Source organism: Nitrospirota bacterium (assembly GCA_016194305.1).
Classification (GTDB): domain Bacteria; phylum Nitrospirota; class Nitrospiria; order JACQBW01; family JACQBW01; genus JACQBW01.
In genome coordinates this window covers 60590-86444 of the sequence record JACQBW010000016.1, presented here as the reverse complement: position 1 = coordinate 86444, position 25855 = coordinate 60590, and the positions used below count along the sequence as shown (strand labels likewise).

Below are 25855 nucleotides of genomic sequence, written 5' to 3'. Positions count from 1 at the left end.
GCTGCTGTTTTTTTCTTGGGTGCCGCCTTTTTTTTTGTTGTCGCCAACGTTAATTCACCCCCTTTCCCTCTTTAAAATTTTCCCCTGGCAGTTTTTTACCCAAGCCTTTTCTCATGGAGTGAGAGAAAAGGCTTCATGAACAGGTTTTCCTGCCTGGAAAACTTTGATTAAGAAACCGGTCTAACCTGTTGAACTGAATGACTCTAAAGACTTGTCTGAGGTTATCTCAAAAGTATTAGGCGCAACTTTTTTAAAGCGCTTGTCCCGGTTTAGAGAGATCGAAACGGAAGTGACCGGGGTTTTACCCCGAATTCGAATTCCTCCTTCGATCAACTTTTGACAGATTTCCTTTGCATGCATCGGTTTTCCGTAATCCTTTAACAAAAGTAATGCCGCCTGAGGAACACTTAATCCGGCATATTTTGATTTTCCGAAGAGTAAATCCTTTGCCTTTTCAGTAGTTTCTGCAATAACAACAATTGGGGTTTTTGACGTCTTCTCTTTATCAGGGAGGGAAAAAAGGTTGGAAGGCTGTGGTCCTGAGGATATTTTTGCTTTATCAAGCTCAACTCGATATAACGTTTCTGCTAATTCCAGGTACTTTTTAATGGTGATAATTTCATCATCGAGCTTCTCTTTTCGTTTCTGGAGATCCTGAAGCTTTGATTTGTAAGCACTTATTCTTTGCTCCAACCCGCCGATGATATCTTTGAGTTCTTCCATGACAACCACCTTAGTAGTCACCTCTATATAGCATAGCTATATACTAGCATAACATAATCTTGCTGTCAAACATTTTTTTGCTATAAATTAATAAGTAGAGTATTACTATCTCCTATTACTAACATTTTATCTTGATACATAGCCTATATGTCGTAGGTCTGCTTTATTGAGATACTATCTAAAAAGGGATAGTTCCTCAAGTTTTAGCTTTGTTAATTGACAGCATTTCCTTTATAATCAGATGGAAAGATAGGGATTTTTGAGTGATAATTCTCCATTTTAAACAAGCTTTTTTATTTCCAGTTGTCATCTTGTTATTTTTTCTTTTAGCCTGTTCCCCTAAAGAATCCACTCCCCCATATCTCGCCCTGTTCACTACCCCTTCTTCCACACATCATACGATATTCGGGCTACGGGGAAGAAAAAACCCTGGAAATCAAGTTGTTATTAACAATCGGGTATTTGTCCCGGCGGATGATGCCTCTTTTTGGAGCAGTAACGTCACTCTTACAGGAGGAAACAATACCTTTGTCATCAAAAGCATCAATGAAACAGGTAATGAAAGCAACCCTATCGAATTTCATATCTTTTTAGATACGACCTCCCCTTCCCTTCCCGGAGTCACTTCTCCTGTGACAACAGTCTCGAACTGGAGCACTTCCGTTTCGCTTCAAGGGACCAAGGACACAGGGAGCGATATCCTTTTGGACGGAAGGGAAATTGTTTCCTATACTTCTTCCAGTCTCTGGTCTTATACCTATTCCCCGAAAGGAACAACCACACTCCATATTTCATCAAAAAACAAAGTCGGAAATGAAAGTGCCTGGACACCCATTACCCTGAACTATCAAGGCGCCTTGCCTCCCAGACTCGTTTCTCCTCTGGATGGCACCCGGATCAAGAAGAGCGCCGGAACACCGAATCTTCTCTTCTCCTGGACTGATAGCTCCTCCCAGACTTTTGAAATGGAGATTGCAACCACACCTGATTTTTCGACAACCATCTTAAGAACGAATACTTTGGCCAATCCTTACCTATTCGATTTTTCAAACCCCAATACCACGCTTCCTTTGGTTCCCGGAGCCTATTTTTGGCGAGTTGGGGCCTATGACCCTGCCGGAAATCTTTTTTTCAGTTCAACGCGCAAACTCATTTATGGCAAGGTCAAGGGTGACTTGAATGGAGACGGATATGCGGATTTGCTCGTCGGAGCGGAAAAAGCACTTGGTTCGGGACAGGTACGTGTTTTTCTCGGAGGTCCCGATCCCTCCGGTGGAATTTTTGTCCCGCATGCGAATCCGAACTTCACCCTGCAGGGAGAGAGCGGAGATGACCTCTTTGGAACCGCTCTCGCCACCGGTGACCTGAATGGCGACGGATATGATGATGTGATTATCGGAGCTTATCACAACAGTGCGGGAGGAAACCGCGCGGGAAGGGTTTATATCTATTTCGGAGGACCCAATCCGCACACGACCCCGGATCTGATTCTAACGGGACTCTCGCCCGGAGAACAATTCGGGGTTTCCGTCGCCTCCGGCGAGGATATCAACGGGGATGGCTTCGATGATCTTCTCGTGGGCGCCAATCTAAACAGCGGCAACGGTGCTTACGCAGGGAAGGCGTATCTTTTTTTCGGCGGTGCGACGATTTCAACCAACCCGGATGTCGTGTTTAACGGTGAGTCTCCCGGCGATCATTTTGGAATATCGGTCGCGATGGCTGGAGATATCAATGGAGACGGCTTTTCAGATTTTTTAATCGGCGCCGGGGGAGACGGAACCAGCAGCCACGCCGGCAAGGCGTACCTCTACTACGGCGAGTTCGAACCCGGGAATCAGCCACAGATGGTTTTTTCGGGAACACCGGGAGATGGATACGGACGGATGGTCACAGGGATCAGAGATATAAATGGCGATGGGTACGATGATTTCCTGATCGGCGCCCCTTTTCATCCGGGACCAAATGGACCGGATCTCGAACCGGATGCGGGAGAAGCCTATCTCTTTCTCGGAGGCGTTAATCTCAATTCAACACCCGATCTCACCCTCCGGTTGCCTCCCAGCCTTGCGGTCTCGCAAGCTAATTTTGGTTTCTCCGCGACCACAGTGGGTGATTTTCCGGCACCCGATATTAACAATTTCCTTCGAAAAGATGGCTACGCTGATTTTGCAGTGGGAGCCTATGGCCAGATCACTCAATCGCATACTGACGGAAATGGAAAACTCATTGTTGATGCAGCTGCTGGAAAAGTCCACCTTTTTCGTGGTGATCTTGATCTAAACACCGTCTCGAATATTTACGCTTCGTTTGCTTCCGGCAATAACAGTTCGAATGAATTCTTCTCTGACTCTCTTTCCTCACCCGGAGATATGAATGGAGATGGATTTGACGACCTCATCGTCGGGGCCATGACCGCTGATCAGACAAAGGGAAGAGCCTATTACTACAATGGTTATACCCTTTCAAATTCTTTGCTCTGCTCCACCTGTGCGCTTTTTGGAATTTACACACTGGAAGGATTCGGATTTGCAGTAAAATAATATTTCCAGGCCCAGAAAGGAATTAGCGCTATTCTTTTTTCAACGAATTCCATATAAATCTCAGCTCCTCACCTTTCATCAGGAAATGGAAGAGGAGATAACTTGCCACGCTGACAAAAATCGCCAGGGCCAGATAAAACATCTTTTCAAAACTCTCCCCTTTCATGAGCCAGATTCCCAGGTCATTGACCCAGTAGCAGATCAGGGCGATTCCGGAAGTCGCCAGGACGACTTTCAGATGCGACTGAAGAATTCTCCTTCCATCCAGATTTCCAAGCCGCTTTCTTAGAATCCAGATCAGGAGCGTCAGGTTAATCATCGACGCCAGCGACGTCGCGAGAGCGAGTCCGCCATGTTTCAGAGGCCCCATCAAGACCAGGCTCAGGACGATATTCGAGAGGAGTGAAATGACCGCAATTTTAACCGGCGTTCTGGTATCTTGAAGAGCATAAAAAACCGGAATGACAATTCTTACCCCGGCGAAGGCCCACAATCCCATGGAATAATAGAGGACCGCGGTGGCCGTCCCCTGAGTGGCCGTAAAATTAAAATCACCATGTTGAAAAAGAATCTGAACAATCGGGACTCTTAACAAAATCAGCCCGATCATCGCAGGGAAAGAGATAAAAAAGACCAGACGCAATCCAAAAGAAAAACTCTCTTTCAGACCTTCCATATCTCGTTTGGCCGCCTGGGTGGAGAGGGAGGGGAGAATGGCCGTCGCAACGGCAATGGCGAAGATACCCAACGGAAAATGAATCAGCCGGATTCCGTAATAGAGGTAGGTCACACTCCCCTCCGAAAGGGTCGATGCCAGAAGGGTGTTGACAAGAAGATTGATCTGGGCCACAGAAAGCCCCAGAAGTGTCGGAAGAATCAGGCTAAAGATCTTTTTAACGCCAGGATCGTTTACCTTAAAATTGAATTTAAAGAGAAGGCCGTTTTTAAACAGGGATGGGAGCTGAAACAAGAACTGAACCAGTCCTCCGATCGTCACCGCAATGGCAATTCCAAATATCGGATCATTCAGGAACCAACTAAAGATAAAAATTGACAAGATGATGACAAAATTATCAACAGCCGGAGCCAACGCCGGAATTCCAAATGCCCGAATGGAATTGAGCACGCCCATCGTCAAAGCCGCCAGGCCGATAAATAGAAGGTAAGGAAACATAATCCGGGTCAGATCAATCGTCAGAGAAAGTTTTCCCCCTTCATCCGTAAACCCAGGTGCAATCAACCGGACAATCCAGGGAGCTAAAAGGATTCCCAGCAAACAGACTGCCAGGAGAATGGCAAAAAGAAGCGTAAACACCTTGCAAGCCAGTCTCCATGCCTCTTCCTTCGATCGGGTCGTCCAATATTCGGTAAAAACCGGAATAAATCCGGCCGACATCGAACCTTCTGCCAACAGTTCTCTTAAAAGATTCGGAATCCGATAGGCAACATAAAAGGCATCCGTCGCGAGACCGGCACCCAGCCGTGCAACAACCATATCCCTGATCAGTCCCAAGATCCGGCTGGTCAATGTGGCAATACCGATCTTGCCCGCCGCTCTGGTTATTTTTCTGGTTTCTGTCATGGTTGAAATGGGATTTTAAGATTAAATGAGGAGTTAACGCTTCTGGACAAGACGTATTTGGTCGTATTTTAAAGCGAGATAAGGATCCCACATCGCACCCGTGGCGCTCATACTCGCATCTGTTCCGGCTTCTTCATAGGCGATAATATCGTTCACCGTCATGATTCCCCCCACCCCAATCAGGGAAAAATCAAGGCGGTGGCGCTGCCGGATATCCGCAATTCTTTTTGACTGATTGAGCCCGCATGATCGGATGGCATCTCCACAGACTCCCGATTGAAGCCTCCCCGGACCGGGAAGTGCCTGACTTCCGTCCGGTTTGACCACTTTAAATGAGAGGGTATTGATACTGGAAATTCCCTCTGTAAATCTGGCATTTGCCATGATAACTTTCTCCAGAATCTGAAAATCTGGAATATATCCCATTTTAATAATCAGAGGGGTGCCATGAAGCGCCCGTTGCACTTCCCGGGTCACCCGGGAAGAGGCTTCAGGGTCCGTAAAGAGAGATCCTTCACCGGTGGTCACATTGGGACAGGAGAGGTTAATCTCCACAATATCGGCACCGGCTTCTTTGGCCATCATCGCGCCCCGGGCATAGTCGTCGGCCAAATCTTCTCCTTTCCGGGGAGTTCCGACCACACTGACGATCAAGATCTGACCCGGGTCCAAGAATGACTTCGCCTTCAGGACATCTTCCTGCCAGACTTTGGGATCTCTCGAAGGCATGCCGAAGGAATTCGTAATTGAAACGTGAGAAGAGTTCTTGTCTTCCGAAATTTCCTCATTGGCCACCAATGTGTATCCAAAATCTTTATCTTCTAACTGGCCGGATAGATTGAGAATCATGCAGTTCGGAGCGGGGTGGGAAGGGTGAGCCTCCGTTCTGACAGTCTTGTAGACCAATAGGTCAAATCCAAGTTTGGCATAAACATGGATCCACCGTGAGTTTAGCAGTGGACCAGCCGGGACTCCGAATGTGGACCGGACCTCGAAACCCATAAAATGTTTAAGCCCGCTTGTTTTTCTTTTGGAAAATTCACCTTCGATAAAAGGGCCATTTTGATAGTTTTCTTCGTAGGAGAGGTCAATGCGATAAGTCGGGGACATATGAGAGTGGACCGGATCAAAGATCATCTTGTCAGGAGTATACCATACGCCGTTTTCCGATAACAATTTATTCGTATTTATCGATTGTTTTCCTTGGTTTAATGTGATATAAGTACTGTCTTAAATTTTAATCTTACTCAGCAAAGGAAAAGAATGCCCATACATCGCGACGCCATCAAAAAAACCCGCCAGGATATACGTAAACGGGAAAGAAATAGAACAATTATCTCTACTGTCCGGACATCCGCCAAAAAAGTACTCAAAGCCATCGAAGAAAAAAATAAAGAAGAAGCCAAGTCAGCCCTTCTGGAGATGACCTCCCTGATGGATAGCGCGGCAAGTAAAGGGGTTATTCATCACAATACGGCCGGAAGAAAAATCTCCCGGATGACTGTAAAAATCAATCAACTCACCGCAAAATAATTCCTTTCAGGTAAATCGAAATCAGTCAGCCGTTCGTTCCAATGCGATCGGAAATTTCGGCCGCCTCTCATCCCATTTGTGTCACTTAATGCAAGATGCTTCTGACAAGTGGCATCTTTTATACTCTCGTGCATGCCATTCGGCACGCCCCTGTTTCCGGGTTCCCTCAGAAGAAAAGAGCGTAACATTCGTCATTCGATATTTCATTTTTGTTGCTCAGGCAATGATTTCATATCAATCACAAAACGGTAGCGCACGTCACTTTTCAAAACTCGCTCATAGGCCTCATTTACTTTTTGAATTGGAATCACTTCTATTTCACTTGTAATACTGTGTTTTCCACAGAAATCCAGCATTTCCTGGGTCTCTTTGTAGCCGCCTATCAACGATCCGGCAAGATTACGTCGTCGCATAATCAGAGAAAATGCACTGATTGGAATCTCCTTTTCTGGCACGCCAACGACCACCATGGTGCCGTCGGTTTTCAAAAGATCTAGATAGGGGTTCCAATTGATACCTGCTGAAACGGTGCAGACCATCAAATCAAAAGTGCCGCTCAGTTTCGTGAACGTTTCCGGATCGGTGGTTGCATAAGAATGATCCGCTCCCAACTTCTTTCCTTCTTCCAATTTCTTAAGCGAATGACTCAGCACGGTAACATTAGCCCCGAGGGCATGGGCCAGTTTAACGCCCATGTGACCCAACCCCCCTAATCCAATGATGCCAACATTTTTACCCGGTCCTGCCTTCCAGCGCGTCAGCGGAGAATAGAGTGTGATTCCTGCACAGAGTAGAGGAGCCGCAGCATCCAATGGAAGGTTGCCCGGTATGCGATAAACGTACTCTTCGTTTACGATAATGCGGTTTGAATATCCTCCCTGTGTCGGAGTTTTTTTATCCTGTTCGAGACCATTATAGGTCAAACTCATTCCATTGGCACAAAACTGCTGAAGGTTTTGATTGCACGCTTCACAGCGGCGGCATGAATCAACAAAACATCCAACACCCACCTTGTCTCCTACTTTATGGCGGGTCACTTTTACACCCACACGGGAAACCATTCCCGTAATTTCATGGCCTGGCACCATCGGGAAGGAAGCGCCACCCCATTCATCACGAGCCTGATGAATATCAGAGTGACAGATTCCACAATATAAAATGTCAATTAGAACATCGTGGTCTTTGGGATCTCTTCGGTCAAATGAATAAAGAGTTAATGGGGCTTTAGCCTTTAATGCGGCATAACCATTCGCTCGCAACATATCCTGGACCTCGCGGTTACGTTAAGTGTTTATTTTTTCAATGAGTTCGTTTTTGACGTCCAAAAATTGCCGCTTTCGGGAAGCAGCCATACCCTTTCCGGAATTTGGCAGTTGAAAAGAATTTTTCCAGAATGATCCAGTTATATTGACGTGATAGAAAGTATAAGGAGCTCTCCCTTCATATTCGGATGAAGATCGCATCGAAAAGAAAACTTTCCCGAGCGATTAGGGACAAAATGGATCCGGACCGTTTTGCCGGAATCAATATGAACACCTTTTATTCCTTTTCCCAAGGTTGTTATCCCATTGGATTCAACCTGGACATCAAAATCTTCCAGCAGGATTGAAGTGAAGCCATGAGTAATTTGATCCTCGTTATGGACAACAATCGTGGCGTTCTGATCCGGCTTCAGGATCCCTCCCTGGAATTCAAATATTGAATTCCGTATATTGACCTGCACCACGCCAACAGGCTGATCTGTACGATCATCGGAATATGCGGAAGAACCAGAAAAGATGAAAACCCATATGAATAAAAAGAAACCGTTCCGGAGATATGCACTTATTTTCCGCATGTCAATTTCCCCTCTCATGAATATTCCAGTGACGACAAACGTTTGACCAAAAACTTCTCCCTCTCCATCTTACGAAGAAGAAAATTACAATGTCAACCAGAACACAACGTCCGATTGAAAATAGAATTCATCGATTCTCTATTTCAGGTGCTCTATTCTATGCAATATCTCTAAAATCAATTTATTTTGTTTTTCCAGGTGGAGCAGAATAGTGCCTATTTCTCTCTCGGCTTTGACATTCACTTCAAAATCGGTCTCTGCCCGGGCTTCTGCATGTTTTCCTTGCAGATTCTGTCCAATCATGATAAGCGGCATAAGGAAGATCTGAATCATATTGGATATAAATAGCCATAGGACAAATGCGGGAAAGGGGTCAAATCGTAACGACTGTGGTGCGACCAGATTCCAGGAGAGCCAGAGAACGGTCCATGCAAAAATGACCAAAAAGAATCCCATCGTCCCGACAAATTCAGTGATCCAGAGGGCCAGAGACTCCATCCGGGTGAGTCGCTGACGGAGATCGATATTGATATTCGGGATCGGCTTACGAAGTTTTTTTAATTCTTCCAGCGGAAGAGGAGAAGTATCCATATCAGGCATTATAGGATACCTGACTGTTTGACGGATTTACGATGCAGAGATTGAGAATGACCGCCTCCATCGTTCGCTCAGGCGCCCTCACATTGCTTTTTAACTGAAGGTCTGCTTCCAGAAAGAGCGTAAAGGCCTCTTTGATTTCCTCGGGTGTATAGGCTGAAAAATGCTTGTATGTTTCCGACAAATAGAACTCGGGGATTCCCAATCTCTTGGAAACTTCCATTCTGGACATGCCCGCTTTTTTAAGTTCCCCTAATCTTAGCAGGTTTCTGAAATTCCGAACCAGCATCGCCAGCATGACCAGGGGCTGTTCTCCTTCATCAATCAAACTGGAAAGAAGGATCAGCGCCTTTGTTCGATCTTTGTTTCCGACCGCGTTGACCAGATCAAAGATTGAATAGTGGCGTTCTCCCCGGATAATTTTCTGGCAATCCTCAAACCGGACTGTTTTCCGGTCGCCGATGTAAGATTTTAATTTTTCAATTTCTGTCGAGAGTTTAAGAAGGTCAGGACCAATTTCCGTCTTTAAAAACAGAACGGCGTTTTCTTCGATCTCGTATGACGCTTCCTTAAACTGATTTCGAATCCAGGGAGCGATCTGGTTCTCATATAATTTCTGACAGGAAATGACCCTTCCCTTTTCCTTAAATCGAATAAAAAAGCTTTTTCGCATATCGACTTTGGAAGCAAGAAAAACAAGACAGGTAGAGTCCATGGGAGAATCCATATACGGAATCAGCTTTTCAAGCTCTTTGGCCGGTATCAGTTCCCCTTCTTTTATGATGACAACCCGCTTTTCTGAGAGAAGAGGAAAGGTTTGCACGAGAGAGAGGAGTTCTCCCATGTCCAGATCCGATCCATAAAAGAGATTGAAATTAAATTCGGTCAGCCCGGGCTCGATCAGGCCATCTTTAATCTTTTTGACCCAATCGGCAATCAGGTATTCTTCTTCTCCATGGAGGAGAATCAGCGGACCCCAGTCCTCCTTTTTCACGTTTTTACTTTCCATTTATCGATAGAGGTCCAGAATTTCACTGATCACATCCTCCGCCAAAACCTTGCTTGCTTCGTCAATAGCCCTGTCTAGCGCAGCGCGGTTCAGGGAGGCATCGACGTTGACATAGTAATCGGAAGCCGAAGTGATACCCGATTTTTGCCAGAGGATTTTATTTGATTTTGAATCTTTTAATGAAATTTTCAGCACCAGTGAAATGCGATACTCGAGAGCGGAATTATTGGAATCAAATGAAAGGGGTGATTGTCCGAAGGAAATCAGCTCTCCCTCAAGGATCATATCTGAATTTTCCTTTATCGCGACCAGTTTCATATGTCCATCCATCAGAACCTGCTGACGAAACCGTCGGGTCAACGTATTCTCGATAAGCGGTTCAAAAGTGCGATTATCGAATACGGGGATCGAAAGCCGGGAGAGGTGAACCGACTTTGAAACTTCCTTTCCATCCACATTTTCCTTAATCAGGTAGCCTGGCGGCGCCTTCTCGAGCGAAGATTGATAGCCACATCCGAATAAAAGGGGTAAAACAAATCCGTAGCACAAAATTCTTTTTACCGGAAAAATAGCGGGACAAAATTTAAATTGTTCAAAAACCATTATTGGCAAGGCCGCAGGAGTGAGGCAACCGGAGCGTACAATACCCGTACGAGAGGATTGCCGAACGATGAGAACACAGCCGATCAGGTTTTTCAACAATTTAATGGACAACAATATTGACCAGTTTTTTTTCGACATATATTACCTTTCCGATTTTCTTCCCATCTATCCATTCCCTGACTTTGGGATCGTGTAGTGCCATCTCCTTAATCTCCTCCGCTTCCGATTGAAAAGGGATTTCCAGCTTTCCTCTCAATTTCCCGTTAACCTGGATCACAATGGTCATTTCTTCCGCAATCAACTCGGCAGAATCAAATGAGGGCCAGGGATACCGGACAGCAGGTGCAAAGATTGGTTCGGATTTTCCCAGATTTTCCCAAAGCTCTTCTGAAATGTGCGGTGCAAAGGGAGAGAGTAGAAGAGCAAAATTTTCCAGCGTAAACTTGAGAAGAGCCTTGTCCACTTTGGCGGGAACGGCAACATACTCCGTCACAGAATTAAAAAGCTCCATGAGCGCCGCCACCGCCGTATTAAAATGGAAATCCTTTTCCATATCTTCGCTAATTTTTTTGATCGTCAGGTGGGTTTTCCTCAGAAGCATTTTTCCCTCTGGGGTCGAAGTCTTCCCCTCAGATTGTATTTTGGCCAAAGCAGTCTGCCAGGTTAAAAAGAGATTCCAGACCTTGTTTAGGAATCTGAAAGAACCTTCGACTCCCTGATCGTTCCAATCGAGATCTTTCTCGGGAGGAGCCGCAAAAAGCGAGAACAGGCGCGACGTATCTGCACCGTAGCGTTTAATCAAATAGTCGGGATCCACCACATTCCCTTTCGATTTGGACATCTTCGCGCCATCTTTAATCACCATTCCCTGAGTCAGAAGGTTGGTAAACGGCTCACGAATCGAGACCAGACCCAAATCATAAAGAACCTTGGTGAAAAAGCGGGAATAGAGGAGATGGAGAACGGCATGTTCGATCCCGCCCACATATTGGTCTACCGGGAGCCAAAATTTTCCATTCATTGAATCAAGAGGTTGGTCAACAGAATGAGGAGAAGTATATCGTATGAAATACCATGAAGAATCGACAAAGGTGTCCATCGTATCGGTCTCACGTCTGGCCGGTCTGCCACAACTGGGACACGCCACGTCAAGAAAACTTTTTGATTCGGCAAGGGGAGACCCCCCTTCTCCCTTAAAGGGGACATCGGTTGGCAGGAGAACGGGCAGATCCGTTTCGGGAACCGCCTGAATCCCGCACGTGTCGCAATAAATCATCGGAATCGGAGTTCCCCAGTAACGTTGTCGGGATACACCCCAATCCCTCAACCGGTAATTTGTCTTACTCTTCCCTTTCCCTTTTTTTTCAAGATGTTCGGTGATTTTTCCTTTGGCTTCTTCAGAGTGAAGGCCATTAAAAGACCCTGAATTGACTAACAAACCCGCTGAAACAAATGCTCCCTTGGGCAACTCGGCGGCGATATCCTTCTCCGGAGACTGAATTACCACCTTGACAGGAAGGCCGTATTTTTTGGCAAATTCGAAATCGCGCTGGTCGTGCGCAGGAACAGCCATGACCGCCCCCGTGCCATATTCCACCAGGACAAAGTTTGCGATCCAAACGGGTATTTTTTCCCCGGTCAAAGGATGAATGACGGACGAACCTGTAAATACGCCCTCTTTTTCGCCAGTTTCCGACATCCGGCTCTCTTTGTCTTCACTTTTTATTTTTTCGATAAACGAAAGTGCTTCCTTTTCGTACGGGGTCCCTTTGACCAGAACCGTCGCCAGGGGATGTTCCGGTGCAATACTCATGAAACTGATACCATATAAAGTGTCTGGCCTCGTAGTAAAAACAGACAGAAAACGGTTTTGGCCTTCAATTTCAAATTCGATCTCCGCTCCCACGCTCTTCCCAATCCAGTTCTTCTGCATCGTCAAGACTCTTTCGGGCCAGTTCTTCAATTGATCGCAGTCTGCCAGCAGCTGTTCGGCGTAAGCGGTAATCTTGAAAAACCACTGTTCCAGTTCCTTCTGCGTAACGACCGACTCACAGCGCCAGCATTTTCCCTCTTCAACCTGCTCATTCGCAAGGACGGTCGCACAGGAAGGGCACCAGTTCACCGACGATTTTTTCTTATAGGCAAGTCCTCTTTCAAACATTTTGATGAAAAACCACTGGTTCCATCGATAATATTCGGGAACGCAGGTGGTCACTTCCCTCTCCCAGTCATAGGAGAGCCCCATCGACTGGAGCTGTTTTCTCATCGTCTCGATATTTTTGATGGTCCAGATCGCAGGATGTACCCCTTTTTGAATTGCGGCGTTTTCGGCCGGAAGGCCGAACGCGTCCCAGCCCATCGGATGCAAAACATGAAAACCACGGAGTCTCTTGTATCGGGAGATCACATCTCCGATCGCATAAACGCGGACATGCCCCATATGGATTTTCCCGGAAGGATAGGGAAACATTTCAAGACAATAGTATTTCGGCCTGGAAGACTCGTCCAATACCTTGAAATATTGCCTTTCGCTCCAGATCGATTGCCACTTTTTTTCAACCTCAATGGGATCGTACTTGTTCTTCAAACTTGGAAACTCCTTCTTTATCTGATTCCGGCTTTTACCCTGCGCGAAAAGGAATTAAATTTTCGGTTTGACCTATCAAAATGTCAAGCAATTTCTCAAAAATGGCTGAAATAGATCTCTCTAATTTGATTAGCTGTCCCAGCGAGAGGAGACTGCTGCTGCCACACCATCAAGATGTTGGAGCCGTCATTGACCATTACAGGATTATCCGACGAAACCTGAAAAGGGGAGGAAAAATTTGCGGGAGAGGTAAAACTAATTCCGCCATCGGGAGATGTCACAATAAATATTTCATTTTGAGAAATATTGTTATCGAGTTTTTGCTGGATCGTATCGATCCAGGCGACCACCAACGTAGTCGTTCCCGGAACATAAGTCACAGAAGGGTGTCTCGCTGTTACAGTGCAACTGCCCGATTGAGATGGCGGAAAGGGACAACTAATCAATTGAGATGGGGGGAAAGTAGAAGAAAGTCCCGTCGAAATTGAAAATGCATCTGTTAAGCGGATGCCGGGTACAACGCCGGGTGAAGGTGCAGACGTATCTTCCCAAACCAGATAGACGCTATTGCCGGTAAGGGCCATTTTTTGATTCTGGGGATAGTAGGAGTTTTGAAGGGGAGAGACGAGCAGGTTCGGCGGCGTAAAAGTCAACCCGTCATCAAAAGATTGCACCAGATGAATGCCCGACTGACTCTCGACCCAGCTCACCGCCAGATTATTTCCATTTTGAACCAGGTCAGGTTGGGAGGCTTGATGCCCTGAAGGGGTCGCCGAGGAAACGATTTTTGGAGGCGTGAAGGTGACCCCTCCATCAGTAGACTGTACGTAAAAAATCTCTCCCAAGGTTGTCTCCAGACGAAGAAGATATTGCCACTCTGCACCATTAAATTGCAAAACCGGTCCATTCCCCTGGACACCGTAAATTACGGAGGCACTTGAATCCACGGATCCCCATAGACTACTCACTGTAAAATTTCCACTCACCGCTACCCCGGTTGTATCCCAGGAAATACCTGAACCTACAGGGAAAGATCCTCCTTTTTTGATGATCCTGTCGCCCGCTCCACCCGCATAGATTGCTTCCTGTTGAACAGTCGTTCCTGTGGGAAGAAATGTGGTTCCCCAGATCGTCTTTAAATCGGTTGAAATGCCTGTCGACTGAGAGGACCAGATTCCTCCCCCCTGACTATAGAGAATGGTCCCCAGATTACCCGCGATGTAAATATCAGAGGAACCGCTTCCCCAGATGGCATTTAAAGTTGCGGAGGTAACATTCGTAGTGCCCCAGCTTACTCCCAGATTATTGCTATGTAGAATAGTCCCTCCCGATCCAACCGCATATACGTCGGCCCCGCTACTCCCCCAAACCGCTTTGAGATTAATCGTATTTGAAATGCCCGCGACCGCAGACCAGGATGTGCCATTAAAGTGTAAAATCGTACCGCCATCTCCCACTGCGTAGACATCGCTGATGCTGGAACCCCATATGCTATTTAGGGTCGCTGCAGTGACAGTCGTCGTCGCCCAGGTTAAACCTTGATTATTGGTATGGAGAATGGTTCCTCCTGATCCGACCGCATACACATCTCCCGCACTGCTCCCCCAGACGCCGTTCAATGCCGAAGAATTATTTGAGAGCTGTTTGGTCCAGCTATTCCCACGATTTGAAGTATGGTAAATATTTCCTCCCTTTCCCACTTCGTAGCCCACCGCATAAACGTCATTAAAGGTGGAGCCCCATACCGAAGTCAGGCCGTACAAAACTGAATTATCTTCCCAGACCAATGATAGGGTATTCTGTGGCGGGCCCGAGAATGCCATTCGTGGCTGAAGCGATAGTCCACCATCAACTGAGATCTTGATCGGAACACTAAATGAAGAGCCATTTGTTAACGACTTGCTGAAATAAATATCCGAGTTAATGCCCGTAATATCAAAATCGCTCCAGGCAACATACACAGGGGGTGTAGAACCTGAACCAAAAATAATTTGAGGAGTAGAACTTTCTCTAGACAGATCAGATACCGCCACGGGACTAGAAAACGTTCCCCCGTCATCGGTAGAAAGAGAAAAGTAGCTCTGCCCCTGATTCGTATCGATCCAGGCAAGTCCAATATTCAATCCGGAAACAGCAATAGACGGAGTCTTGGAGTCACTCCCATTATGGGTTATGTTCATTCCGTCTGGAAAGAAAAGAAACCGGTCAGGATATGTGGTTCCACCTGGAGGCGTGAGTTGAATGACTCCGCTTTGGATGCCGGCCGGGATCGTCGCCCGGACCTCGTTGAAACTATTGGAAGAAGCTGAAGTCGGCGAAGAGAGCGTCGGAAAAAGTACCGCCGTCACGTTTGCTACCGATGTTCCGGCAAAAAGAGCTTGTTCGCCAGCGTATCCTCCCGCGCAATAAAGATTCGGTCCTGGTCCGGAAGAACGGCTCGGCAAAGTCGTTGCAGAACGTTCAACCAGGTGGGTCGGATCGATCACGCTCAGATTTCCCGCTTCATCCTTGGCTCTGACTACAAAATAATATGGCGTCTGGGGTGACAGGTTCGTCACGAGGTATTGCGGCAGGACGATATCGCGCGCAGGAACCTGAAAGGTCGGAGTGGTGAGATCTTCTTTTCCAGACTGGGTCGACTGATAAATCAAATAGCTGATGTTTTTCGCATCGCTCACGGCATCCGATGCCGGGGCCCATTGGAGCAGAATATTGCCGCATGCACCGGGAGTCGAGAATTCAAGGCCCTTCTCCAGACCCGACGAATCCTTCTCAAAATAGGGAGGGTCCACGTCAAATCCGAGCGCTTTCCCGATCCGGTTCGCATAAGGATCGGCAACATTTGGCGTATCAACTTTGCCACAGGAAGAGAAGAAAAAAAGAAGAAATAAACTCCAAACAGGAGTGAAACAGTTATGAAATCGAACCACGAGGTTATCCTTTCAACCATTTTATATGAAAAGGAAAAAACGGTCAAAGGAAAAGGATGATTGTTCTCCACGTTCTTTTATGTTAATTTTGGTCCTATGAGCGCCTCCATTTTGTACGTCTGGCTGCCGGTTTCCAAGATCTACCCACTCGGAATCACCTATCTGGCCAACTATATTCACCGTAGAAATCCCGATATTTCACAGCATATTCTTGATCTTTCGCTGATTCCGCGGAACCTTCGAAAAAAGAAGCTGCGAGAGAGGATCCGGGCCCAAAATCCCGGTATTGTGTCGTTCGGATGGCGGGATATCCAGATTTTTTCCCCTCATGAAGGGCATGATTCCATTAAATATGCTTTCAATTTCTATTATTCCTGGAATCCGGTCAAGAAAATTCTCTCATCTTTTTATGGGCTTAAGTCCCTGTATCAATACTATGACAATATTCATGAATCACTTTCCTATCTTTGGCAGGTCTACAGGGAATTTCCGGAAAAAACCCGGGTCATCGGCGGGGGTGCATTTAACGTATTTTCCGAACAGGTGATCCATAAACTGCCGGAAGGGACGATTGGGATTGTCGGCGAAGGAGAAGAGGCGCTATTGAAAATAGCAGAAGGGAGGGATATTTCCGACGAACGAACTTTGGTCAAGAAGAACGGTGCGCTTCAATTCGGAACCCAGGGGAGACCGGTTGAATTCGAAGAGATGGAGATCGATCTTCCCTACCTGGAGGCCATTTTTCCCCAATTTACAAATTATCAGCATGAAGTGATCGGAATTCAAACCAAACGGGGATGTCCCTATGAATGTTCCTTCTGTGTCTACCCCTATATAGAAGGAAAGGGGGTCCGGCATCGAAAACCCGCGTCAATTTTAAAAGATATCAGGACTTTCCATGATCGGTGGGGAACACGCCACTTCTGGTTTACGGACGCCCAGTTTATTCCAGGATCGAACTCGATTCCCCACGTCACAAATCTTCTCGAAGGGATTCTCCAATCTGGCCTCAATATCACCTGGTCAGGCTATATTCGAACCAGCCTGATTTCGGGCGACCTTGCTGATTTAATGGTTAAAAGCGGGCTTGGAGATCTGGAAGTCGCCATTACGTCAGGAGATCAGGAGGTTTTGAACGGGATGAAACTGGGGTTTCGACTTGATAAACTCTACGAAGGGGTTGAAGCACTCAAAAAGGCGGGATATCAAGGGAAAATTATCCTGAATTATTCTCTCAACTCTCCGGGCGATACTGAAAAGAGTTTAAGGGTCAGCGTCGAATCTTACAAACAAATCGCGGACATTCTCGGGGAAGAAAGAGTGGTTCCGGTCCTTTTCTTTCTGGGAATCCAGCCTCATACCGATCTCGAGGCGGAGTTAATCGCTTCGGGCTATTTAAAAAAGGACTACAATCCTCTCTCCCTGAATCCGTTTGCCGTTAAGAAAATGCTCTATAATCCCGCACCGTTAAACAAGATTATTGCAAAGGCCTGCTTTAAGGCCTGGAGCGAGTCATCCAGTCAGGTGAATAAAACGGTCGTCCAGGAAAACTATGCTGATCGTTTTTTAAAACAGGCTGTAGAAAAAAATTACGGGAGGGCGGTTTTCGCCGCACTCGATCAGGAATTACCCCACTGACCGGGATGACTGCATCAGGATTTTTGGCAAATAGCACAGGAACAGATTTCTCTCAGGTAATCAAATGAGAAAATTCCTGTGTTATGGCCATCGCTAAACGTAATATTCAGACCGTAGTTGCCGGCCAGGCTCATTTCCTGAATTTCCACGTTCGAATGAACCGGCCCGGAAATGATTCTCAATGGATTCCTCGGGGCATTTCGTATTTTCAGGCACTCGGCGCAAGGACACTCTTTTCTAAGCGAGTTTATGGAAAAGACCGACTCATGGTGGTCGTCCCAGATAATTCTGAGTTCAATATTTCCGACTCTTTTAATTTCAGAGGGTGTGTTCAATTCAAACGAGACTCCATCAAGACGTTCGGGAAAGCTGACTGATGAAACATCGAATTCTCTCTGCGTTGGTTCCTACATCGCTCAAACCGACGCGGGAGAGCGACCGGAAATCAACCCGGCTTCCGCCATTCGACGGTGTGACCCGGATGACAATATCATCTTTGAATCCAAACCAAAAGGTGGTATCCGTCGCTTCAATCCGTTTTTCTTCTGCATTATAGGCCACGATTTTCCAACGTGTTTTTTCCGCCTGCTCAAGTACTTTTTCAAACGCCTGATCGGGGGGAAGAGAAAGAAAAAGCGGTTTGATGTCCGGATATCCCTGTGTTTGAAGTGATGCCAACGACTCACCCCCATAGGAGGCTGAATTGGGGGCGCCTGCCCGTAACGGGAGAATGGCCTTGAAAGGCGGGGGATTCTCAAGATCAGTGGTGATATCATGGATCCGCGGAACATGGCTTGCTTTCCAGACCCATTTCAGCGGTATCACAATCAGGACCAGGAGGATCATCAGAATGGGACCGGATTTAATCAAATCCTTTGAAAACGCCATTTTCGGGGTTTTATAAATGCCGATCATCGCAAGGACAAACGAAACGACAGCACCATAAAACCCGTATTTCAAGATCAAAAATCCGGTTTTAAAATGCCACCAGCCCATCCGACTACCGAATCCTGAACTCAGATAGGCGGTTATGACCAATACGGTGAGTCCGGCGGCAACGGCCAAATAGCTGAACCCTCCCTGACCTCTTTCTCTCGTTTGATTCAATTCCATATTAAATGATTAACCTTGGTCCTTTTTTCGATCCTTCAAAAACGGCTCCAGAAACTCAATCGGTACCGGGAAAATGATCGTTGAATTCTTCTCAACAGCAATCTCAGTCAAAGTCTGGAAATATCGGAGTTGAAGCGCTATCGGATTCTGGGCAATCACACCCCCTGCATCGGCCAGTTTCTGGGAGGCCTGGAACTCCCCTTCGGCATGAATGACCTTTGCACGGCGTTCCCGTTCGGCTTCTGCCTGTTTGGCAATCGCTCTCATCATTTCCTGGGGAAGATCGACATTTTTGACCTCTACGTTAGCAACCTTTACGCCCCAAGGCTCTGTCTGTTGATCAATGATTCTCTGAAGGCCAACGTTAATCTCTTCTCTCTTGGATAGGAGATCGTCCAGAAGATTCTGACCGAGAACACTTCGAAGGGTCGTCTGGGAAATCTGGGAAGTGGCAAAGAGATAATTTTCGACCTGCAGAATCGCTTTTTGAGGATCAATGACCCTAAAATAAATTACGGCTGAGACCTTCACGGTAACGTTATCGCGGGTGATAATGTCCTGCGGTGGAACTTCCATCGCAACGGTCCGCAGGGTCACTTTGACCAGTTTATCGACAACCGGAATAATGATGATGAGACCTGGACCATTTCCTCCTATAAGTGCCTGGCTTACCCGGCCCAATCTGAAAATCACCCCGCGTTCATACTCCTTTAGAATATGGACTCCGTTAAATAGAAAAATGAGAACAATGATAATCAGAATGATCGGATAAGAAAGCAATTCCATAAACGCTCCTTGATTTATTATAATCTTTTCACTTTCAATACCAACCCTTCCACGCCCGCCACAACCACCTCTTCATTTGCAGAAACGGGCTCCTCTGAGACCGCATCCCATACCTCACCCTGGACAAAGATTGTCCCCTTCGGATCGAGACCTGATTTTGCCACCCCTATTTGGTGGATCAAGCCTTCTCTTCCCGTCACGACCGGTGCCTGTAATGCGACAACTACTTTTTTCATAACAAACCCAAAGACAAGAAGTGATACCAACACGACAAAAGCGATAAGCGGCCAGGCGGTCTTGCTGATGGAAAAAGATTGAATGCTTAGACAGGCCATGCCCAAAGAAATCATGCCTACAACTCCGGGGATGAACAATCCAGGGGAATACCATTCAAAAAGAATGCCGCTGACTCCTATGATCATTAGGAGATACGGAATATGAGGATCTATCATTTCGACTAACAATTGAATCCTTTGATTTCCTGACAAAGACCCTACTTGAAATTTTAACGCTTTAATCAATTAAAAGTATACTGATTCTTTAAATTGGTACAGGAGCCTATTTATTTTGAATGGAGAAATCCGGTAACTGCGGAGCCGGCATTTCAGAGGGTGGAGTGGGGCCTTCTTTTTTCTCGCTGACTTCCTCCTGCAATTCAGGGAGTATGATTCCTTTATCAACCATGATCTGGTAAATCATTGCGGACCGGCTTACGACATATTTCTGGTTCCCATCTGGATGATATTTCCGGGGATTCGGCAGGACGGAAACAAGGCGGGCGGACTCCATCGCGGTCAATTCCGATGCCGGTTTTCCGAAGTAGAACCGCGATGCGGCTTCGGCACCATAAATACCGTCTCCCCACTCGACAATATTGATATAAATCTCGAGAATTCGTCGCTTTGAGAGTTTTCTTTCCAACTGCCAGGTAATCGCCGCTTCTTTAACTTTTCTCAGAAGCGATTTTTCAGGAGTGAGATAAAGGTTTTTGGCAAGCTGCTGAGTCAGGGTGGATCCCCCTCTCTTAAATTTCTTTAACTGGATGTCTTTTTCAATTGCTTTTTGAATCGCTTCATAATCGAAACCTTCATGATGCCAAAATTGCCTGTCTTCCCCGATGACGAGCGCTTTAATGAGAAACGGGGAAAACTTGGAAAAAGAAACCCACTCCTGATGAATCGTGTTCTTTTGGCCCGAGGTCTTGCTTTCATGTTCACGAAATTCCATGAAGGAGGTTTTTTTCGGGTTTTTCCACTTTAAACCAGAAACATCTGGAAGCGTGATCCAGAAAACAAGAAGCAACATAACAAGACCCAGAAAGATCACTACGGGAATTTTTTTCAACGCCGGTATCTCAACCCTCCAGAGGGGATCTATTTTCCTTCAGGAATAATCGTATCTAATCCGGCTTTGGCACAGGCTTCATCCAGATTCCCTCCGGGCGCTCCTCCCACTCCAATGCCCCCAATCAGTTGATTCTCGATTTTAATCGGAAGACCGCCGGCCAAAATCAGGATCCGGTCATCCATATTTCTTAGTCCCGAAAGATCCGGTCTGTCTTTAATCATATTGGTCAGATCCTGGGTCGATCTCCCCAGGCTCGCTGCGGTAAAGGCTTTTCGAAAGCCGCTGTTAAGCGTATGCGGACCGGCAAGTTCATGTCGTATCTCAACCAGAATCACTCCTGCGCGATCGACGACCACGACACTGACCTGATATCCATCTTCATGGCATTTTTTTAAGGCCCCGTTTGCGATCTTCTGGGCGATTTCAAGCGGAAGATAAGACGCTTTGGGGAGCTCCGCCTGGGCTAATTGAACATAACAAAATAAAACCGAAAGAATGATACCTGACCCAAGGAGTATGTTTCTATTGGAAACAAAAAAACCTGTCATCATTTTTTTAGATCTTCTTGTCATAACGAAGCTCCTCCAAATAAACTTGATGTTTTGTCACTTTTCACATTGCGAAAGGAGGAGTGTTATCGAAAAGGGTTCCCCGGAACGCGCGTTCCGTGGAGCCCTTTCCAGTCACAGTCCTAAACCGCTCTACGCCCGATAAACGCAGAAAGGGGGCTGCAAGTACTGCAAGCCCCCTCCCGATTTTATCACTATTTTTGATTTTATTTATATTACGAGCATCGGGAAAAGCCGCAGTTACTGCACTTTTCACATCCCTCTCCGAACTGAAGTTCGCACCCGCAATCAGGACAGGCCGACGTCACTCTCCCTTGCGTGGCCAGAACCATTGTTTTCGCCTGATAATCCTTATGTTTGGCAAGATAGCCATACATCATTTTGGCAATGCCGTCGGAACAGGATTCTACCCGGTTATCCCCCAGGCCAAACGGCTTGTTGCAACGGATACCGATTAACTGTTTGACAATTGCATCCGGCTCCACTCCCGCCCGGAGGGCCAATGAAATCAAGCGTCCGGTCGCTTCATTCTGGGAGGCCTCGCATCCTCCCGCTTTTCCCATATTGGCAAACACTTCAAAAGGGTTCCCATTATCATCTTCGTTGATCGTCAGATAGAGATCTCCGCAAGAGGTCGGTTTTTTGGCGGTGCTTCCATGGGTAATCGATGGCCTCGGACGGATCTGAATCAGAGGGCTCGCCGGAGCTTGAGGAACGGCTGTCGGCGTATTCAAGGCCATATTCACGGTAACTGATTTCGTAGGAGAAGGCGTCGCTGCGGGAGCCGCGCTCTGATTTTTGCTGCTCGTTCCCAGATTCATCACCTGTTCGTCCCGACTTCCATCACGATAGACGGTAATCCCTTTGCAATTCAACCGGTAGGCCAGAAGATAGGCCTTTTTGACATCTTCCACGGTGGCCGAAGAGGAGAGGTTGATGGTCTTGGAAACCGCACTGTCAGTATGTTCCTGAAACGCGGCCTGCATGCGGACATGCCATTCCGGAGCAATATCATGAGAGGTCACAAAAACCTCCTGCCACTTTGGAGGGATCTCTTTGATACCACGGGAAGATCCATGGTTGGCAATGATTTTCTCAAGGAGCCCTTCGTACCAGAATCCTTCCCGTTTCGCCACTTCGATAAAATAGTCCTGAACATAGGGAAGATGTTCACCGCCCATCACATTCTTGTACCAGATCAAAGAGAACTCCGGCTCACACCCTCCGGAAGTGTCTGCAATCATGCTGATCGTTCCGGTCGGGGCTACGGTCGTGACATAAGAATTCCGGATTGCATGACCCTGCTGTTCGTGGAGAGAGCCTTTCCAGTTGGCATAAACCCCTCTCTCTTCCGCTAGTTTTCTGGAGGCATCGTATCCGACCTGTTTGAAGAAGGCCATGATCTTTCTTCCCATATCCACACCCGCTTCTGTATCGTATCCGATTCCCAGCTTGTAAAGGATCCGGGCAAAGCCCATGATTCCCAGACCTATTTTACGATTCGATTTGGTTATCTTTTCAATCTCAGCAATCGGATATTTATTCATATCGATCACATTGTCGAGGAAATGAACCGAAGTCCGGATCGATTTTTCGAGCCGGATCCAGTTGATTTCATACTGGCCTTCTTTCTCGATCAGATGTTTCTCAAGGTTTATGCTTCCAAGGTTACACGACTCATAGGGGAGTAATGGCTGTTCTCCGCAGGGATTTGTCGCTTCCATTTCGGAAATATGGGGGGTCGGATTTGTCCGATTGGTCGGATCGATAAAGAAAAGTCCCGGTTCACCATTTTTATGGGCCTGTGAGGCTATTTTATCAAAAACCATTCGGGCATCCATCTGCTTAACGGCCTTTTTAGACCGGGGACTGATTAAATCGTAGGATTCATTCCTTCGTACCGCCTCCATAAAGTTATCGGTAATCGCCACACTGATATTGAAATTGGTAATTTCTTTGGTATCATCTTTACAACTGATAAAATCAAGAATGTCGGGATGATCAACCCTCAGAATCCCCATATTGGCACCCCGGCGCGTGCCCCCTTGTTTAACCGCTTCTGTAGCATGGTTAAATACTTTCATAAACGAGACAGGACCGGAAGCCACTCCCCCGGTGGTCTTAACGACGTCATCTTTCGGACGCAGGCGTGTAAAAGAAAAACCTGTTCCGCCGCCTGTCTTATGGATGATTGCCGCCTGCTTGACCACTTCGAAAATTCCTTCCATTGAATCTTCAACCGGGAGGACAAAACAGGCTGAAAGCTGCTGAAGATCTCTTCCCGCGTTCATCAATGTAGGTGAGTTCGGCAGAAATTCCAAATTGGCCATGAGTTGATAAAATTCGACATTGGCTTTATCAAAATTTCCGAGAGGATATTTCAGTTCAGCAGTCGCGATGTTTTTAGCGACTCTCATGAATAGTTCCTGGGGAGTTTCCACAGTTTTTCCTTCTTCATTCTTCGCCAGATAGCGCTTTTCCAGGACGCGAAGCGCATTAGGAGAAATGTCAGGAAAAGGAAATTGCGAGGAATCAAAAGCGGTCGACACTTCCTCACTTTTATTCAAATCATTCTTGATCGTTTCCATTGGAACGGGCCTCCCCTTTTCGCCTGCGGGACAACGGGCCTCCGCGGCAATAACGTAAATAATTACTATGAATGATAATGGATAGCTATCGCTTTGAACGGGAAATATGAACCGGGCTGTTGTGACTTCTTATGACAGAATGGACTCTTCATAAACCTTTTTTAACTGACGAAATATTTCTCAACAGGAAATAACTTTAAGCTTAAGTGGCAGAATTTGTCAAGAAAAAATCTACCAGATATGGTATGACCGGAAATATAAAACAACTAGATGTAGTGGATAAGCCGTGGATATCCCTGTGGACAGGAGGAAAACAGATCCAGTGAATTATTCTAACCGTATGAAATTACGACTAATTTGGCTACTGGAATTCTGGGAGGGGCGATATATCGTCTCAACCATTTTTCTCTGGATTCCGTTGACCTCTCCCAACGAAGAAATTGTAAAATACTCACTCGCATATCCGATATAGTTCACAGCAAGTTGTCTAAATTTACCTGCTGACTTGAAACTCGGAATATTGTCAAAATCGGTCAGCACTTTTAAAGGGCGCGCTTTGACCAGATCTTCTGCCATTCCTTTCGAGATATCAAAAATATAATTTCCGTTTTCATCTTTATAGGTGATCGTTTGCAACACCACGGGGTCAGCCGTGTTGATATTAATCTTGTTATTGGAGTCCGGGTTTTGCGGATAAATCGTCAGGAAAGGAGAAATCTTGGCGTAAATGTCGTCCGTCATGCCCCTCACCAGATGAAGCTCCGAAAGCGTTTCCAGCGAATGATTTCTTTGACAGGTATAGGAAGGTTTTAATCCCTGATAATAGAGATCGCTTTCACAGGCCATCCAGAGGACGATTTCATCCACCTGGCGTTCATCCAATTCAAGGAGCGAAAAGAGCTTTCTGACCTGTGCTTCTCCGGCGCTCCTTGCGGACTTTGGCAATCGAAGCAGATTGATATTGATCTTTCCGGTTTCATCTTCAATCTTCACGGTCACTGTTCCTTCCCCTACCGGATAGGGGGGAAGCGGTTTCGCCCAAAATTGATCCAATCCGTCATAACTCCCGGACAGATTCGATCTCAAAATCTCCTCTCCCGCTATCAGGCCAGAGCGGGCCAGAAAAAGCGCTTTTTCGCTATTCACGTATCTCAGAGTCGATTTTGTTTCGATTCTCGACTGGTAATTGAACTCAATCACCAGGGTCACCAGGAGAACGATCGAAAACAAAACCATCAAAAGGGCGATTCCCTTCTGATTCTTGACAGGCCCGTGCTGTTCAGAATGATTTTTGAATGGAGAAGAAAAAGCGCTATTGGCTTTTTTCATAATGGGAGACCGTCATCGTTAAATCAAGATTTTTGGGTTCGCCATAACGGGTTCTCATGTGAAGGTTTCGGATGTATAGAAACTCAGGGGAATGTTCAATCTTGGAGATAAAGTCCACGGCCTGAGAAAGAGTCAGATCTTCCAGTTTCACCTCCATCTCCGTCGATTTCAGGTTATCAAAACTCTGCGTGGCACGAGGACGTAAAGTCGTCATCCTATTCTTGACGCGGATCTGAACTGCCAAATTTTCCAGATAGGCGGGAAATGAAAATTCATTCTTTGCAGGTCCTATCCGATGTTCAATTTGATCGAGATGGTTCCGAATTTTCAGATAACTCTCCTTCAGAGGCGAAAACTCTATCAGATCTTTCTCCTTCTGCAAGGCCTGTCTGTCATACCAAGACATTCGCTCGAGGATTGGAGAAAAAATCAGGAGCCATGAAACCAGCAGAATCAGAAAAACCGCACCCCCGGCGAGAATCCTTCTTTCCCTTCTCCCCAAACGGCTCCATCCCTCTTGAAACAAAGTCAGCCTGCCCAT

The 25855-nt window shown here is 46.5% G+C and carries 22 protein-coding genes; 3 read left to right on the top strand and 19 right to left on the bottom strand.

The window, feature by feature from the left end:
- Positions 1-180: 180 nt before the first annotated feature.
- A complete protein-coding gene (locus HY200_06325) occupies positions 181-723 on the bottom strand; it encodes a winged helix-turn-helix domain-containing protein (protein ID MBI3594559.1) in 543 nt (180 codons plus the stop codon).
- 263 nt (positions 724-986) lie between these two features.
- On the opposite strand from HY200_06325, the gene HY200_06320 reads away from it, so the two are divergent.
- Positions 987-3266 (top strand): FG-GAP repeat protein, encoded by a 2280-nt coding sequence (locus tag HY200_06320; GenBank protein ID MBI3594558.1) that lies wholly within the window; start codon positions 987-989, stop codon positions 3264-3266.
- Between the two features lie 28 nt (positions 3267-3294).
- Here the strand turns inward: HY200_06320 and murJ are convergent, their stop codons facing one another.
- Both murJ and HY200_06310 read right to left on the bottom strand, forming a co-directional pair.
- The gene (gene murJ / locus HY200_06315; protein ID MBI3594557.1) at positions 3295-4848 is read right to left on the bottom strand and encodes a murein biosynthesis integral membrane protein MurJ; all 1554 of its coding nucleotides are present in this window, start codon (positions 4846-4848) and stop codon (positions 3295-3297) included.
- Positions 4849-4881: 33 nt separating this feature from the next.
- Positions 4882-6024, bottom strand: coding sequence for a dihydroorotate dehydrogenase (locus HY200_06310; GenBank protein ID MBI3594556.1), 1143 nt, complete (start codon positions 6022-6024; stop codon positions 4882-4884).
- Between the two features lie 87 nt (positions 6025-6111).
- Here HY200_06310 and rpsT point away from each other — a divergent pair, with 87 nt between their 5' ends.
- Entirely contained in the window at positions 6112-6381 is a 270-nt protein-coding gene (gene rpsT / locus HY200_06305; protein ID MBI3594555.1) for a 30S ribosomal protein S20, read from the top strand.
- 203 nt (positions 6382-6584) lie between these two features.
- Here rpsT and HY200_06300 read toward each other — a convergent pair whose 3' ends face one another.
- From HY200_06300 to HY200_06270, 7 genes are all read right to left on the bottom strand, one after another.
- On the bottom strand, positions 6585-7643 hold the full coding sequence (locus HY200_06300) for an NAD(P)-dependent alcohol dehydrogenase (GenBank protein MBI3594554.1): 1059 nt from the start codon (positions 7641-7643) through the stop codon (positions 6585-6587).
- A 140-nt stretch (positions 7644-7783) separates the two neighbouring features.
- Entirely contained in the window at positions 7784-8218 is a 435-nt protein-coding gene (locus HY200_06295; protein ID MBI3594553.1) for a cupredoxin domain-containing protein, read from the bottom strand.
- A gap of 138 nt (positions 8219-8356) precedes the next feature.
- Positions 8357-8809, bottom strand: coding sequence for a DUF1003 domain-containing protein (locus HY200_06290; protein MBI3594552.1), 453 nt, complete (start codon positions 8807-8809; stop codon positions 8357-8359).
- Position 8810: 1 nt separating this feature from the next.
- Positions 8811-9824 (bottom strand): DNA polymerase III subunit delta, encoded by a 1014-nt coding sequence (gene holA, locus HY200_06285; protein MBI3594551.1) that lies wholly within the window; start codon positions 9822-9824, stop codon positions 8811-8813.
- Entirely contained in the window at positions 9825-10565 is a 741-nt protein-coding gene (locus HY200_06280) for a hypothetical protein (GenBank protein ID MBI3594550.1), read from the bottom strand.
- A complete protein-coding gene (locus HY200_06275) occupies positions 10528-13014 on the bottom strand; it encodes a leucine--tRNA ligase (GenBank protein MBI3594549.1) in 2487 nt (828 codons plus the stop codon). The genes HY200_06280 and HY200_06275 overlap by 38 nt, the downstream gene beginning before the upstream one ends.
- 95 nt (positions 13015-13109) lie before the next feature.
- Positions 13110-15944, bottom strand: coding sequence for a hypothetical protein (locus HY200_06270; GenBank protein ID MBI3594548.1), 2835 nt, complete (start codon positions 15942-15944; stop codon positions 13110-13112).
- 96 nt (positions 15945-16040) lie between these two features.
- On the opposite strand from HY200_06270, the gene HY200_06265 reads away from it, so the two are divergent.
- Positions 16041-17582 (top strand): radical SAM protein, encoded by a 1542-nt coding sequence (locus HY200_06265; protein ID MBI3594547.1) that lies wholly within the window; start codon positions 16041-16043, stop codon positions 17580-17582.
- A gap of 14 nt (positions 17583-17596) precedes the next feature.
- Here the strand turns inward: HY200_06265 and HY200_06260 are convergent, their stop codons facing one another.
- The 9 genes from HY200_06260 to HY200_06220 all read right to left on the bottom strand — a co-directional run bounded on the left by HY200_06260 (position 17597) and on the right by HY200_06220 (position 25855).
- Positions 17597-17917, bottom strand: a complete 321-nt coding sequence (locus HY200_06260) for a DUF971 domain-containing protein (protein MBI3594546.1) — start codon at positions 17915-17917, stop codon at positions 17597-17599.
- A 16-nt stretch (positions 17918-17933) separates the two neighbouring features.
- Positions 17934-18695: a DUF1499 domain-containing protein gene (locus HY200_06255; GenBank protein MBI3594545.1), complete on the bottom strand. Its 762-nt coding sequence runs from the start codon at positions 18693-18695 to the stop codon at positions 17934-17936.
- Positions 18696-18704: 9 nt separating this feature from the next.
- Positions 18705-19481 carry a slipin family protein gene (locus HY200_06250; protein MBI3594544.1) on the bottom strand — a complete coding sequence of 259 codons (777 nt, stop codon included), beginning with the start codon at positions 19479-19481 and terminating at the stop codon, positions 18705-18707.
- Positions 19482-19498: 17 nt separating this feature from the next.
- Positions 19499-19831, bottom strand: a complete 333-nt coding sequence (locus tag HY200_06245) for a hypothetical protein (GenBank protein MBI3594543.1) — start codon at positions 19829-19831, stop codon at positions 19499-19501.
- A 208-nt stretch (positions 19832-20039) separates the two neighbouring features.
- Positions 20040-20825 carry a monofunctional biosynthetic peptidoglycan transglycosylase gene (gene mtgA, locus HY200_06240; GenBank protein ID MBI3594542.1) on the bottom strand — a complete coding sequence of 262 codons (786 nt, stop codon included), beginning with the start codon at positions 20823-20825 and terminating at the stop codon, positions 20040-20042.
- Between the two features lie 29 nt (positions 20826-20854).
- The gene (locus HY200_06235; protein ID MBI3594541.1) at positions 20855-21376 is read right to left on the bottom strand and encodes a heme-binding protein; all 522 of its coding nucleotides are present in this window, start codon (positions 21374-21376) and stop codon (positions 20855-20857) included.
- 236 nt (positions 21377-21612) lie between these two features.
- Positions 21613-23985, bottom strand: a complete 2373-nt coding sequence (locus HY200_06230; GenBank protein ID MBI3594540.1) for a vitamin B12-dependent ribonucleotide reductase — start codon at positions 23983-23985, stop codon at positions 21613-21615.
- A gap of 327 nt (positions 23986-24312) precedes the next feature.
- Positions 24313-25314 (bottom strand): type II secretion system minor pseudopilin GspK, encoded by a 1002-nt coding sequence (gene gspK, locus HY200_06225; GenBank protein MBI3594539.1) that lies wholly within the window; start codon positions 25312-25314, stop codon positions 24313-24315.
- Positions 25298-25855 carry a type II secretion system protein M gene (locus HY200_06220; protein MBI3594538.1) on the bottom strand — a complete coding sequence of 186 codons (558 nt, stop codon included), beginning with the start codon at positions 25853-25855 and terminating at the stop codon, positions 25298-25300. Before HY200_06220 ends, gspK begins: the two co-directional genes overlap by 17 nt.